Annotated in this window: 8 protein-coding genes and 1 pseudogene; 4 read left to right on the forward strand and 5 right to left on the reverse strand. The window is 42.7% G+C overall.

Features of this window, described 5'->3' with window-relative positions; genetic code table 11:
• Positions 1-39 precede the first annotated feature (39 nt).
• From FD725_RS18690 to FD725_RS18705, 4 genes and pseudogenes are all read left to right on the forward strand, one after another.
• Entirely contained in the window at positions 40-306 is a 267-nt protein-coding gene (locus tag FD725_RS18690) for a type II toxin-antitoxin system ParD family antitoxin (RefSeq protein WP_179049533.1), read from the forward strand.
• Positions 293-718 (forward strand): type II toxin-antitoxin system VapC family toxin, encoded by a 426-nt coding sequence (locus FD725_RS18695; RefSeq protein ID WP_179049534.1) that lies wholly within the window; start codon positions 293-295, stop codon positions 716-718. Before FD725_RS18690 ends, FD725_RS18695 begins: the two co-directional genes overlap by 14 nt.
• Before the next feature lie 14 nt (positions 719-732).
• Positions 733-2,094 carry a cytochrome P450 gene (locus tag FD725_RS18700; RefSeq protein WP_179049535.1) on the forward strand — a complete coding sequence of 454 codons (1,362 nt, stop codon included), beginning with the start codon at positions 733-735 and terminating at the stop codon, positions 2,092-2,094.
• Positions 2,095-2,709: 615 nt separating this feature from the next.
• Positions 2,710-6,922 (forward strand): annotated as a pseudogene (locus FD725_RS18705) (chemotaxis protein CheB).
• 90 nt (positions 6,923-7,012) lie between these two features.
• Here FD725_RS18705 and FD725_RS18710 read toward each other — a convergent pair.
• From FD725_RS18710 to ilvB, 5 genes are all read right to left on the reverse strand, one after another.
• Positions 7,013-7,393 (reverse strand): response regulator, encoded by a 381-nt coding sequence (locus tag FD725_RS18710; protein ID WP_179049536.1) that lies wholly within the window; start codon positions 7,391-7,393, stop codon positions 7,013-7,015.
• A 265-nt stretch (positions 7,394-7,658) separates the two neighbouring features.
• Positions 7,659-8,039 carry a response regulator gene (locus FD725_RS18715; RefSeq protein ID WP_179049537.1) on the reverse strand — a complete coding sequence of 127 codons (381 nt, stop codon included), beginning with the start codon at positions 8,037-8,039 and terminating at the stop codon, positions 7,659-7,661.
• Positions 8,040-8,296: 257 nt separating this feature from the next.
• A complete protein-coding gene (locus FD725_RS18720; RefSeq protein ID WP_179049538.1) occupies positions 8,297-10,636 on the reverse strand; it encodes a PAS domain S-box protein in 2,340 nt (779 codons plus the stop codon).
• Positions 10,637-10,772: 136 nt separating this feature from the next.
• A complete protein-coding gene (locus tag FD725_RS18725) occupies positions 10,773-12,626 on the reverse strand; it encodes a response regulator (RefSeq protein WP_179049539.1) in 1,854 nt (617 codons plus the stop codon).
• Between the two features lie 371 nt (positions 12,627-12,997).
• Complete coding sequence (ilvB, locus tag FD725_RS18730; protein WP_179049540.1) at positions 12,998-14,896, reverse strand: biosynthetic-type acetolactate synthase large subunit; 1,899 nt, start codon at positions 14,894-14,896, stop codon at positions 12,998-13,000.
• Between the last annotated feature and the right edge of the window lie 151 nt (positions 14,897-15,047).

Consider the following 15,047-nt stretch of genomic DNA (forward strand, 5'->3'; position numbering starts at 1 on the left):
AGATGATACCTTAAAAACAGAACCTACCAGATAACTGTGATGAATATCTTACTTACGCCTGAACAAGTACAACTTGTTCAACAATATCTTGAGACAGGAAAGTATACAAGCGTTGCTGATATCATTAGTGAGGCTTTGAGACTTCTGGAAGTCAAGGAAAATAAGCCTCAACGGGGCAAAAAAATTCTGGAAGTGTTTGAAAAAACTGGATTTATTGGTTCTTTGCCAGACGCAGACTCTCATCTGTCTAGCAACTATAAGGCAATTGTCCGTACAGAAATGGGTTTATCTGATGATTCTCGCTGATACTGGCTTTTTTGTAGCGATCGCCAGTCCGAATGATCAATTTCATCACCTTGCTATTATAGCTCTTGAAGCGATCAACGAACCCATTATCACTACCTATCCAGTTATTACTGAAACTTGCTATCTTTTACTTAGAGAAACAGGTAGTAAAGCACCACCGAAGTTTTTGAGAAACTTTATCGAAAGTGAAGACTTGACGATTTTTAACTTGGAAACAGTTCATCTCCAAAGAATTGTAGAGTTGATGGAAACCTATGCTGATATACCGATGGACTTTGCCGATGCTTCTCTAGTAATGCTGGCAGAACATTTTGAGGAAAAGCGAATCTTAACCAGTGACAGGCGCGACTTTTCTATTTATCGCTGGCAGAATAACCGTCCATTCACGAATTTAATGCTTCCAGGTAGCTAATAAACCCCACATTTATGACACTCACCTACAACCTACCCCACGGCCCAAGAGTCTCACGCTGGCGGCGACTATTCAAGTTTATTACTCAGCCTATAGAGTATGTGGAAGATTTTGCTCAAGTCTACGGTGATAACTTCACCATTTGGGGGAGTAGAGAGACTCATCTGGTGTACTTCAGTCATCCCCAAGCATTAGAGCAAATTTTTACAGCCAATGCCGACTGCTTCGAGACTGGAGGCGGAGGTAGTCAGATTTTAGAGCTTTTACTGGGTAATAACTCCTTAATTTTATTAGATGGCGATCGCCACCAGCGTCAACGTCAACTATTAACACCACCTTTTCATGGTGAACGCATGCGGGCCTATGGTCAAACTATCCGCAACATCACTCAACAAGTCATGGATGAATGGCAAATTGGTAAACCTTTTAATATCCGCACTTCCATGCAGGAAATTACCATGCGTGTCATCTTGCGGGTAGTCTTTGGTGTCGATGAAGGGTCATTATTTCAAGAACTGCGAGAATTACTCACTGACCTATTAGACTTCATGGGTTCACCGTTAGTATCTACGACATTTTTCTTTAGTTTTTTACAAAAGGATTTAGGTGCATGGAGTCCTTGGGGTAAGATGGTGCGCCTGATTCACAGAATTGACCAATTAATTTATACTTTGATAGCCGAACGTCGCACCGAGTCGGAACAAAACCGTCAAGATATTCTCAGTTTATTAATTTCTGCCCGTTATGACGACGGACAACCAATGTCAGACGCAGAACTGCGTGATGAATTAATGACTATGTTGGTTGCTGGACATGAAACTACTGCTTCTGCTTTAACTTGGGCTTTTTATTGGGTTGATCAATTACCAGCAGTCAGGGAAAAATTATCAACAGAATTAGATACTATTAATACCAATACAGAACCTAATGATATTGCCAAACTGCCTTATTTAACAGCAGTTTGCCAAGAAACTTTACGCTTTTATCCAATTGTGATTAATGCTTTCTTTCGGCAAGTAAAAAAACCGATAAAAATCATGGGTTACGAACTGCCAAAAGGAACTATCATTTCACCTAGTATTTATTTAGCTCATCATCGAGAAGCAGTTTATCCACAGTCCAAACAATTCCGACCAGAACGCTTTTTAGCAAAGCAATTTTCCCCTTATGAATACTTACCCTTTGGTGGGGGAAATCGGCGCTGTATCGGACTAGCATTTGCCCAATACGAAATGAAAATTGTCTTAGCTACAATTTTGTCTCAATTTCAACTATCACTAGTTAAAAAACGCCCAGTCAAGCCAGTACGTCGTGGTTTAACCTTAGCCGCACCTGCGGGCATGAAAATGATAGTAAACACATATAAAAGCTCTTAAAACTGCTTTTTCTCATAAGATATCTCCAGAAATTAATTCTGCATTGCCCAAAATCCTTGTAGAGACGTTGCAGTGCAACGTCTCTACATTCATTTTCACCAGATGTCTATATAATACACGTGTTAACTTCAGCCGATTTTGCCACAAGATTCGGTGAATTTAAGAAATTTGCTTTGCAACGCAGTGTCCAACCGTAGTTCAGAGGCTGTAGGGGCGGGTTCACAAATATGCCTCCATCATTCATGAAATACCTGGTGAACCCGCCCCTACCGTTTTGTGAGAAATGCTATTTGCTCTTAATCTTTCTCTAGATAGATTTTTTATTTTATAGAAATGGCGAATCTATAAAATGTACCTGTATATTTTGTATCAAAATTAGAGTTAAGCTACAGTTAGCATTTTTTGAGTATTTAAACACAATTAATTAACCAAAAGTAACAATAGGGAAAGTAATTATTTCTAACAATATTGAGCTTTGCGGTTCCCAGTGTGAGTAAATGGTTCCTCTTAGCCTTCCCAATTCTCCTTTTGCGCGTACTTTTTACGTATAATTAGTTCTGCTTAATCACTGAATTACAGGTAAAAGAAAACAATGATTTTTAACTCCTGTGTGTAATGAATCCTAAGCAACCTGCGAGAAAATCTGCATCTAATCCGCCCTCTCAAGAGGAACAAGCACAAGAAAGCCAAAGTGAATTATTTCCCATTGTGGGGATGGGAGCTTCAGCCGGGGGATTAGAAGCATTTACACAATTATTGAGCCATTTGCCCACCGATACTGGAATGGGATTTGTGTTGATTCAGCACTTAAGTCCTGATCAAAAAAGTATGTTGACTGAAGCTGCTTTCACGGATAACGCAAATGCCTGTGGTGGAAGTCAAGAATGGTATGGTCGTCGAACCAAATCATATCTATGTTATTCCCCCCAATGCGATGATGACTATTGAGCAAGGGCGGTTGAAATTGAGTCCGCGCCAGAAAACTCGCGGACAAGTGATGTCAGTTGATACTTTCTTTATTTCCTTGGCAGAGGATCGTGCCAGCAAAGCCATTGGGGTTGTGTTGTCGGGGGGTGATGCTGATGGTTCACGGGGACTAGAAGCTATTAAGGCCGCTGGGGGTATTACCTTTGCCCAGTGTGAAGAATCAGCCAGAGTTCCTAGTATGCCAAATACAGCTGTGGCTTCTGGTCAGGTAGACTTTATTTTGACACCAAAAGCGATCGCTGAGGAGTTAGCTAAAATTAGTCGTCATCCCTACGTCAATCACTTGACCCCAGAAAAAACAACCGAAGTACTACCAGAAGGTGGAGATGCTCTTTCCGTTATCTTTAGTCTGCTCAAGAATTTGACAGGAGTTGACTTTAACCACTATAAGCAAACCACCCTGAAGAGGCGCATCCTGCGGCGGATGATTTTATATAAACTGGAAAGACTAGAAGATTACGTCCGTTATCTACAAGATAATCCAGCAGAAGTAAAAGCACTATATCAAGACGTGCTAATTACCGTTACTAATTTTTTCCGCGATCCCGAAGCTTTTGACGCTCTCAAAACTAAGGTATTTCCCATTATTGCTAAAGACCGTACCCCCGATTCTCCCATCCGCATTTGGGTGGCAGGGTGTTCTACGGGTGAAGAGGCTTATTCCATTGCTATCTGCTTACTAGAATTTTTGAGCAATCAGGTAATTAGTACGCCTATCCAGATTTTTGCCACTGATATTAATGAAGTAGCAATTGAGAAAGCTAGAAGCGGCATCTACAAACAAAATCAAGTACTAGATGTCTCTCCAGAAAGATTACAGCGCTTTTTTGTGCCAGTGGAAGGAGGCTATCAGATTAGCAAGCCAGTCAGAGAATTGTGTGTTTTTGCGCGACAAAACCTGATCAGTGATCCGCCATTTTCTCGCTTAGATTTAATCAGTTGTCGTAATGTGCTAATTTATTTAGGGTCTAGTATACAGAAAAAGCTCTTACCAGTTTTCCATTATGGTTTAAAACCAACAGGGTTTTTGATGTTAGGGACATCAGAGACAGTGGGCGAGTTTACTGACTTGTTCACATTGCTTGATCGCAAGTACAAAATTTATTCCCGCAAAATGGCTCCGGCTCGTCTAGGGATTGATTTAATCGCTAGCAACTACCCTACAGAAATTCTCAACCCCCAGCCAACTGTGAGCGAAGATGCCTGGAATGATTTAGAAATGCAGAAAGAAGCTGACCGAATTGTGTTGAGTGAATATGCACCGGTCGGTGTAATTATTAACAACGATTTGGAAATAGTGCAATTTCGTGGTCAGACTAGTTTCTATCTGCAACCGCCACCAGGTAGGCCCAGCTTTAATCTGCTGAAAATGGCTAAGGAAGAATTGCGACTAGAACTGCGCACTGCCATTCACCAAGCCAAAAAGCACGAAGTATCAGTCAGAAAAGAAGCGATACCAATCAAAGACCATGATGAAGTCAGGCTCGTCAGAATTGATGTTGTGCCGTTTAAACCTCAAGGTACATCAGAACGCTACTTTTTGGTGATTTTTACAGACATCCTCACCACAGAAATTTCTCAGTTAGAGATAAGTAGCGGCTCTACTCGCTCTCGGCAACAAAGACAAACCAATAAAGAGCAGGAAACTAACAAACTCAAACAAGACTTAGCCACTACTAAAGAGTATTTACAATCGATCATTGAGGAACAGCAAGCCACTAATCAAGACCTAAGAGCTGCCAACGAAGAAATTCTTTCTAGTAACGAAGAGTTACAAAGTACCAATGAGGAGCTGGAAACTGCTAAAGAAGAAATTCAGGCAACTAATGAAGAATTAAACACCATTAACGATGAACTGCAACGTCGCAATATTGAATCAACTCAAATCAGTAACGATTTACAAAATCTCCTCAGCAGTATTAATATTCCCATTCTGATGTTGGGAGGTGATTTGCGGATTCGCCGCTTTACTCCCGTAGCCGAGAGAATTTTTAACCTGATTCCTACAGATGTGGGGCGACCATTAAGTGATATCAATCACAACTTAAATATTCCTGACCTAGAACAACAGATTCTCGAAGTGATCAGCACACTCAACTTTAAAGCCCAGGAAGTTCAAGATCAAGAGCATCGTTGGTATGATTTACGCATCCGTCCCTATCGGACAATAGACAACAAAATCGATGGTGCTGTAGTTGTGTTGGTTGACATTGATGCTCTCAAACGCAGTGCCAGACAGATTATAGAATCTAGAGATTACGCAGAAGCGATTGTGGCAACTGTGCGAGAATCCCTAGTGGTGCTGGATATAAACTTACGAGTCATCACCGCCAATCAGTTTTTCTACGAAAAATTCCAAGTATTAGCAGAAGAAACAGAACAGCGTCTCATTTATGATATCGGCAATGGGCAATGGAATATTCCCCAGTTGCGATCGCTCCTAGAAGACATTCTTCCCTATCAAAGCCAGTTTCAAGATTTGGAAGTCGAGCATACCTTCGAGGACATCGGCTATAAAATCATGCGGCTCAATGCTCGCAAACTGTCTCACATCCACGATGCCCCTATGATTCTTTTAGTAATTGAAGATATTACTCAGCACAAGCAATTAGAAGCAGAACGCACTCAGTTACTAATGCAAGAGCAATCAGCCCGTACAGCCGCAGAAACAGCCAACCGCGCTAAAGATGAGTTTCTATCGATTCTCTCCCACGAACTGCGGAATCCACTTAATGCTCTGCTGGGTTGGGCAAACTTGCTAAGAACACATCAGCTGGATGAAGCTACGGTTAATCAGGGTTTAGAAGCTATTGAGCGCAGCGCCCAAGCTCAAGCCCATCTAATTAGTGACTTGTTAGATATCTCCCGCATTAGCTCTGGTAGGTTGCGTCTGGATGCCCAGCCAATTGAACTTGTGTCAATAATCACAGCCGCAATCGAGGTTGTTCAACTCTCAGCAGAAGCAAAAAACATTCAAATTACATCTCGTTTAGATGCTTCCCCCACCACCATAATTGGTGATCCCATTCGCTTACAGCAGGTGATCTGGAATTTACTCTCCAATGCCATCAAATTTACCCCCACCAGTGGCAGAGTTGACATTACCCTCGAATACACTGATTTTTTCGCCCAGATTCAAGTTAGTGATACAGGTTGTGGGATCAGTGCTGACTTTCTGCCCTATATCTTTGAGCGCTTCCGACAAGCTGATGGCTCCAGAACTCGCTCCAATCCTGGCTTAGGACTAGGACTTTCGATTGTCCGCCACTTAGTAGAACTGCATGGTGGGACAGTACAAGCCCAGAGCCAAGGTGAAAGTCAAGGGGCAACTTTTACAGTCAGATTACCGCTACAAAGTATCCAAGACCAGATTTCGGTTGTGGCTACTCAACAGCCAATCATCTCAAACACCGAGACAGTAATCCCAACTGATGAGATGCCATCACTCAGAGGTCTGCGAGTATTGGTTGTGGATGATGAACCAGATATCCGTCGGTTGTTCCAACTAGTATTGGAAGACAATGGAGTTGAAGTAACCACAGTTGCATCAGCCCAAGCCGCACTATCAACACTCATCGCCAACCCCAACGGCCATGATGTACTTCTGTCCGACATCGGTTTACCAGAAGAAGACGGTTATACGTTAATTCGTCAAGTGCGATCGCTCAGTCCTGAACAGGGTGGGCAAATTCCAGCTGCTGCCCTCACTGCCTATGCTGGATACGCCGAGTATACCGCAGCTTTAGCCGCAGGATACCAAGCCCATCTGGCTAAACCCATTACACCAGAGCAATTGTTATCTATAATTGCTTCTTTGGCTCGTTATACCGGGAATCGGTAAAAGTAGATAATTGCATTGCAACGTCTCTACATATGAAAATACACACAATCTGGATTTATTAATTACGAATTACGAATTACGAATTACGAATTACAATGTCCAACCGAGGTATGCGGCGATTTGCTCAACTAAGAGGATGGGATCGAAAGGCTTGGCGATCGCTCCGGCAACCCCTAACATTCTTAAACGAGCAGGTTCTGTAAAATCGAGTTTTGCTGTCAGTAGTATCACAGGAATAGATTGGATATTAGAGTCTGCTTTTAAACGCTGCATAAACTCTATTCCATCCATACCAGGCATCATCACATCAAGAATAATGGCATCGGGTTGTTCTCTGGCTGCCTTGGCTAAAGCTTCTTGGCCAGAACTAGCAGTGATCACTTCCCATCCCGCTATTTCTTCCAAACAAGCTTGTACAACTTCCTGCATCAAAGCTTCATCATCAACAACCAAAATACGTTTGGTTGTCATCACTTTCACCCTCCAATTTTCATACTCAATTTCCCCCAGCTCAAAATCTGCATATGCAGAACTTAAGCTGCTCAATACTGGAGAGTCTCGAAAACAATTACCTATGTTGTTTTGGTGTTGTTCTTCCCTAGTTGTGTGTACAGCAAACGTAAAGATATGCTCTGGCATTTAATCCGAATCACGACTTAATCTTAGTGTTGTCAAATTTGAACTGGTTTTTTGATTTTAAAAAAAATAATTGAAGAAATTTTGAAGTTAGAAAAGTTCATAATTCCCATTGAAATGCTTGAGCGACTAAATCGAGTAATTTCAATGGTTCAAAAGGTTTTTGAATCACCCCGGCAATTTCTAACTGAGAAAAACGCTGCAAATCAGCAGGTTGAACTTTGGCTGTCAACAGTACAACGGGAATTTCTTGTGTGACTAAATTTTCCTGTAATTTCTGGAGTGTCTCGAAACCATTCATTTCAGGCATAGAGACATCAAGTAGAATGCCATCTGGTAACTGAGATTCAGCAATTATTAACCCTTCCTTGCCTGATCCCGCCGTGAACACTTCCCAGTCACCCAATTCTTCTAGACAGGCTTGAATCACTTCTTGGATGGCTTCTTCGTCATCAATCACTAAAACACGCTGTCTTGGCATAATTTGGAGAACAATCGGGAAAAGTTTACTATATCTGAGTGCTGAGTGCTGAGTGCTGAGTGCTGTTAGCGGAAGCGGGGCGTTTAGCCCGTGCTGAGTGGGGGAGTGAGGAAGTGAAGGGTGTGAACAGTGAACAGTGAACGTTTATTAACTGGTAACTGATTTGGTAGGGGTGCAGAGGAGAAGAAGAAATGCTAATGCCCACTGACTAATGACTATTGACCATTGACTATTGACCATTGACTATTGACTAATGACTAATTGACAATTGGTAAGGTAAAGTAAAAAATACTGCCTTGATCTACAACACTTTCTGCCCAAATATGGCCACCGTGCTGCTGAATAATCTGCCGACAAATGGCTAAACCTAAACCTGTACCTCCTTTTTGGCGAGAGTCTGAAGCATCAACTTGTTGAAAACGCTCAAAAATTGTTTCTATGTTCTCTGGTGGGATACCTCGACCTTCGTCTTTAACTTGAAATAGTATACAAGGTGTGAGTGTTTGTACTGAAATAGGTATCTGGGGTATTTGAGTATCAATCTGTTCGGCACTTAAATAAATAGTGGTGTCATGGGGAGAAAATTTGATGGCATTGCTCAACAAGTTGGTCAGGGTTTGGATGATAGAGTCAGGATCTGCCCAGACTCTCAGAGATGGACAGTTAACAGACAGTTTAATTTGATTAGCTTCTGCACTAGAGCGCATTGTGTCAACAGATTGTTGGATGAGTTTAGCAGCATCACAGTTTTGCATTTCAAACTTGGTTTTGCCTGACTCCAATCGTCCCAAGTCGAGGATATCGTTGACTAGGCGCACGAGACGATCAGTTTGATCAGCAGCAATTTCTAGCATTCGTTTGCCTTTTTCCGGTTTTTTGTCATAAACTCCCGCCGCTAGCAACCCTAGTGAGCCACGAATGGCGGTGAGGGGGGTACGCAGTTCATGGCTAACAATAGAGATAAACTCATTTTTCATTTGAGCGATCGCTCGACTGGCGGTAATATCTTCAATAGTGCCGACATGGGTAATCTGTTGACCATCAGCACTCAAGATTGGCGCAGACTCAATCCTAGCGTAGCGAATTGTCCCGTCTTTGTGGACATAGCGCACATCTTCAAAGGAGAATCTTTGGTTTTGCGAGGTGACTGTAGACCATTCTGTAAGTATACGCTCTCGATCTTCTAGGTGAATAAATTCTAACCATCCATCACCTAAAGCTTCAGCAAAGGTATAACCGCCTATTTCCTGAGCGCGGGGATTAGTATAAGTAGTCAGACCTTGAGCATCACTCATAAAAATACCGATGGGTGAACATTCACTCAAAGACCTAAACTTAGCTTCACTTTGTTGTAGTGCTTCCTCGACTTGTTTGCGATCGCTGAGTTCTTTTTGTAGTTGCATATTGGCTTGACTTAATTCTGCTGTTCGTGCGGCGACACGAGTTTCTAGTTCAGCTTTAGCATTGCGCAGATCAATCTCAGCTTGCCGCCGAGCAGTGATATCACGAGTTACCGCCAGTACCTTATTCTCAGATTCATCTGCATCGGGTAACACAACAGCGTGAGACTCTAACCAACGATGAGTACCTTTGAGTCCAATGATTTCAAACTCCAAGACACCAGGATTTCCCTCGGCAACTTGTTGGGTAAAATCCATAAAAGCTTGCTGATGATTTGGGGCAACAATTGGACAGACACATTGCCCAAGCACCTGATCTAAGCTATTTGCTTCAATCATGGCTAGACCAGCAGCATTCATATTCAGCAAAATACCATCAGCCGTGATGACTTTCACGCACTCAGGTTCAGCATCAATAATAGTCCGCAGATATTGCTCACTTTTAGCAAGAGCTGCTTCTGCTTGTTTGCGATCGCTAATATCGATGACTGTCCCCATCATCCGCAATGGCTGTCCGGTTGTATCATAAAATGCTTGCCCTCTACCTTCAACCCAATGCAAACTCCCATCTTGCCAAATAATCCGGTATTCATGCTGGTAAACACTCCGCTTTTTAATTGCTCGGTTCACTGCTTGATTTAGTCCCTCTCGGTCTTGGGGATGGAGACGAGCATCGAAAGTTTCATACCTACCATCAAATGTACCAGGAGCTAATCCAAAAACCAGCTCATGCTCAGGCGACCATTTAATTTCCCCTGTTTGAATATTCCAGTTCCACAACCCCATTTGAGTTGCGGATATCGCTAGCCTCAGTTGTTCTGCACTTTCTTCTAATAACTGCTGGCTAAGTTGAAAAATTTTCCGCTTGCTGGTTCGCAAGTCACTACCTAGTAAATTAATAATAGAAGCATTACAAAAAAATAATACCAGCCTAATAGCATCACTCCAACTAACAGGATTTAAATGATTAACTGGGGTAATAAAAAAATATTGAATTACCAATGCAGATAATATTGTTGTCACTATGGCTGGTTTCATCCCACCGTACCAAGTAGTAGCAGCAACCGCTACAAAAAAGCATGAAGCAATAGTACGAGATAGCATTGACTCTAGCACGAACGTCAACAAAAAAGCGATCGCCACCGAACCAATAGCCACCCCATAAGGTAAAAATCGTTGATAAATCCTGGAATTCATAAAATTTTATAGTCAATAGTCATTGGTCAATAGTCAATAGTCAATAGTCATAGTCATTAGTCATTAGCAATTCTTACTCCCCCACTCTCCCACTCCCCCACTCCCTACTCAGCACGGGCTAAACGCCCCGCTTCCGCTAACAGCACTCAGCACTCTCTCCCCTCTCTCTAAACCCAACTCGCTTGAGACGACGGACAATTTGAGTTGTTAAGTCTGCTAATTGAGTGGATTTGCTCATGTAGCCATCAGCGCCAACAGCGAATGCTTGGTCGATTTCTGTCGATTCTGTGTGGGCTGACCAAAATAGAATTGGAAGATGATGCCATTTAGCATCACTGCGCACAATTTGACACAAATCTAGTCCACTTAAACCAGGCATTGATAGGTCTAGTACTAGTAAATCTGGATTGGAGGTTGTTAGTACTTCCCAGAATTGCTGAGGATTACTTAAGGTTGTGACTTCTATGCTCAGTTTTTCTAGAATGGTAGATAAAATTGTCAGCATAGTTGCATCATCATCGACTATCATCACTTTATTGCCAGCTTGAGAGCGATTTTGGTTTAAAACGTCGGTTACGGCTTTAAGAATTTCGTAAGTAGGTAAGGGCTTTTGCAAAAAAATGCTGCCGCCTAAGCGGGCTACTTCCAGTCTGTCATTTAAGCTACCTTTGACAGTGAAAGCTATGACTGGAATCTGAGGAATTTTTTGTGTTAGTTGTTTGAGTAGTACGCGCCCATCTTCTACAGGACTAGGAAAGGCCAGGTCAAGTAAAATCACATCGGGGAGATTTTGGGCGATCGCTTTTTGGGCTGTTTTTAAGTCTGGGGCAATTGCTACGCGCAATCCCCAGGCGATCGCCTCCATTCTCACTTTTTCTGCTAAAGTCAGGTCATCATCAACAATTAAAATCAGGGGAGAATCAGCTTGTTGCTCAGGTTCTAAAGCTAATTCTGGTGTCTTACATATTTCCTGGCGGAGCAACTCTACTAATTCGACAATTTGCTTGATTGCTGATGCCTCTAACACTATTTGCTGCTCTAATAGTCCCTCTAGCTTTCTCGCTAATTGCGAACCATCCATCAAGCCAAATATCCCTAATGATCCTGCTAGTTTATGAGCTTGTTGCTGTCCTTGCTGTTGCAGTTCAACTGTGAGCTGGTTTGTTTGCAGCGCTGTGGCTACCTGTTCTAAAATCACTATCTGTTGGGCAAATTTATGCTGAAATTTTTCCCAAATTTGATTAGTAGTGGCTTTGAGGTGCTGTTTTTTTTGGTTACTAATAAATGGCGTGGCAAAAATAACTGATTCTTTGGATGGAGATGGTTGTCTGAGCCTATACCCTAACCCATGAACTGTTTCAATGGGATCTGATGCTCCAGCTGCTTTGAGCTTTTGACGTAGACATTTAATATGAGTGCTAACTGTCTCCTCTCCTGGTGACTCAGAAATATCCCACAGACGCTCTAAAATATGACTACGATTGAAAACCCGCTTAGGATTGAGCAGAAAAAGCTCTAATAAACAATACTCTTTAGGAGTCAGGTGCAGCAGTTGCTCTCCACATCTCACTTCTTTATTAATGGTGTCAAAACGCACATTTTCCCAAATTATTTCAGGAAATTTTACTATTTTATCTCGCCGGAGTAGTGCGCGTACTCGTGCCATTAATTCCTCAGTATTAAAGGGTTTGACTACATAATCATCTGCGCCTGCATCCAAACCCATAACTCTATCGGTTGTATGATCTTTTGCTGTGAGCAAGAGAATGGGACTTTTATATCCCAAGCTACGGAGATGTCTGCAAACACTAATACCATCAAGCTTTGGTAATCCCACATCTAGAAGAATTAGGTCATATTCAAAGGTTGTTGCTAATTCTAAGGCTCTTTGCCCATCTACTGCTAAGTTCACTGTATAATCATGAGCCATTAGGGTATCGGCAAGGGCCAAACTTGTAGGCTGGTCATCTTCAACCAACAAAATTTTCACAGGATTAGCCTTCCTTTGTCGGAATCTGCAAAAGTACTCAGACAGAATGAACGACACAGAATTTGTCAAAAGTGGTGAAATGATGAAGTAGGTAATGATCAAGCTTATAAGCCTATCTTTTTATCATTATTACCACAGTATATGTTTAGCCCAATCCGTAATTTAATTAACTAGAAAATTCTCTGTTGCAAAAAAAATACAGAAGCCAATAGCAATCAAAAATATCCTGCAAAAATAAAAATCCTCACCCAATGAAGGAATGAGGATGCTACCAGTGTTACCCTAGATCCTTGTAGAGACGTAGCAGTGCTACGTCTCTACGTCTCTACGTTTTTATTACGAATTTATTGGAGATGTCCAATAAATCACAATCACAATTTAGTCCCGCACTCAGAACAGAAGTTATGATTGGGAGCATTGACTGTGCCGCAATCGCTACAATAAACTGGCTCAATATTGGTTTTTGGTGGTTTTTTGGGTAGACCAACCATCTGAGCGTTATTCTTGCCGGGTGCTACCATCGGATAGCAGTTCTCGTCTTTGGTGACGTGGACATTCAAAATAACTGGACAATCGGCGGCGAGCATTTGAGCGATCGCTTCTTTTAATTGCTCTCGTTGTGTCACCACCATACCCTTAATGCCATAAGCCTGTGCTAGCAACTCAATATCCGGCATCCCTACTTCCATATTTGAGCATGAGTAGCGCTCACCGTGGAAGGCTTGTTGCCACTGGCGTACCATTCCCTGCCAGCCGTTATTGATAATTATGGTCTTGACATTTATACCATATTGTGCTGCTGTACCCAGTTCTTGTAAACACATTTGGAAACTGGCATCACCACTAATACAGACAACTTGTTCATCAGGGAACGCCACCTTTGCACCAATCGCCGCCGGTAAGCCGAAACCCATTGTTCCCAAACCTGCACTAGAAATCCAGCGTCGGGGGCCGTTCTTCAAAAATTGGGCAGCCCACATTTGGTGTTGACCAACATCTGTGGTGTAGAAGGCGTGGGGTGCTTGGTGACTAACTTCGACAATCACCTCTTGCGGTGAGATGCTATCAGGATGTTGAGGGACAACTAAAGGATACTCTTCCCGCCAACGGTTAATTAAATTGAGCCATTCTTGGTTCTGGTTGGGTGTGCTTTTCGCACCGATTTGTTTGCAACGACGCAACAAATCAATCAAAACTTTCCGCACATCACCGACAATTGGTACTTCCGGGACGCGATTTTTACCCACTTCAGCAGGGTCAATATCGATGTGAATCACCTTAGCACGGGAAGCAAACTCATCTAATTTCCCGGTGACTCGGTCATCAAAACGCGCCCCAACGCAGAGCAACAAATCACAATCAGTTACAGCAAAGTTAGCATAAGCTGTACCGTGCATTCCCAACATCCCTAAAGATAGGGGGTGATGTTCATCAAAAGCACCGATCCCCATCAATGTTGTCGTCACAGGGATATTGAACAACTCTGCTAACTCTGTGATTTCTGCGTGAGCGCTAGAAGCGATCGCCCCCCCACCAACATATAGTAGAGGACGACGACTTTCTCGAATTAACTGAATTGCCGCATTGATTTGTCGTGGATTTCCCTTCACCGTAGGACGATATCCCCGCAACTTCACAGAATTTGGTTCCATCGGCAGATAATCAAATTCTTCAAAAGCCACATCTTTCGGCACATCAATCAACACTGGCCCTGGTCGTCCTGTGCTAGCAATGTGAAAGGCTTCTGCGACAATGCGTGCCATATCTTTAGGGTCACGCACCACATAAGAGTGTTTAACTATTGGTAAAGTAATGCCGTAGATGTCGGTTTCTTGAAACGCATCTGTACCGATCATCTTGCGCGGTACTTGCCCAGTGACAATCACCATCGGGATCGAATCCATGTAGGCTGTAGCAATACCTGTCACTAAGTTAGTAGCCCCAGGACCAGAAGTACCAAAACATACACCTACTTTACCAGTTGCACGAGCATAACCATCAGCAGCATGAGCCGCACCTTGTTCGTGTCTCACTAGGATGTGCTTAATACTGCCAGTTGCTTCCACCTTGTAAAGATCATCATAAATCGGCAGGATCGCGCCGCCAGGATAACCAAAGATATACTCAACGCCGTGGCGCAGTAGACTATCAAGTAGCGCAAAACCACCAGTCACTCGTTGAGGAGTCATCACTGGCGATGGCGAATGGCTGGAATGAGTATGTTTCTCTGTTTGTGAGGGACTAATCGGGGAAGGCAAGCTCACAGTCACGGTCAAACCTCAGAGGATAGCTAAGTTAATGCTGAAATTCTGTAGTCAGTAATTCAATCTTAATAGAAAACTTCAACTAAATTCTGATTTAAATTTATGTCTTTAGAAAGATGGGGATTTGGAAAGTGAGGGAGTCCTGAGTGCTGAGTGC

The sequence above is a fragment of the Nostoc sp. TCL26-01 genome (genome assembly GCF_013393945.1).
In the GTDB taxonomy this organism is placed as follows: domain Bacteria; phylum Cyanobacteriota; class Cyanobacteriia; order Cyanobacteriales; family Nostocaceae; genus Trichormus.

What these genes read in the sequence shown, in the direction of transcription:
- FD725_RS18715 (WP_179049537.1), bottom strand. Translation starts at nt 8,039, where the DNA reads ATGCCAAGACAGCGTGTTTTAGTGATTGATGACGAAGAAGCCATCCAA.
- FD725_RS18720 (WP_179049538.1), bottom strand. Translation starts at nt 10,636, where the DNA reads ATGAATTCCAGGATTTATCAACGATTTTTACCTTATGGGGTGGCTATT.
- FD725_RS18695 (WP_179049534.1), top strand. Translation starts at nt 293, where the DNA reads ATGATTCTCGCTGATACTGGCTTTTTTGTAGCGATCGCCAGTCCGAAT.
- FD725_RS18690 (WP_179049533.1), top strand. Translation starts at nt 40, where the DNA reads ATGAATATCTTACTTACGCCTGAACAAGTACAACTTGTTCAACAATAT.
- FD725_RS18700 (WP_179049535.1), top strand. Translation starts at nt 733, where the DNA reads ATGACACTCACCTACAACCTACCCCACGGCCCAAGAGTCTCACGCTGG.
- FD725_RS18710 (WP_179049536.1), bottom strand. Translation starts at nt 7,393, where the DNA reads ATGACAACCAAACGTATTTTGGTTGTTGATGATGAAGCTTTGATGCAG.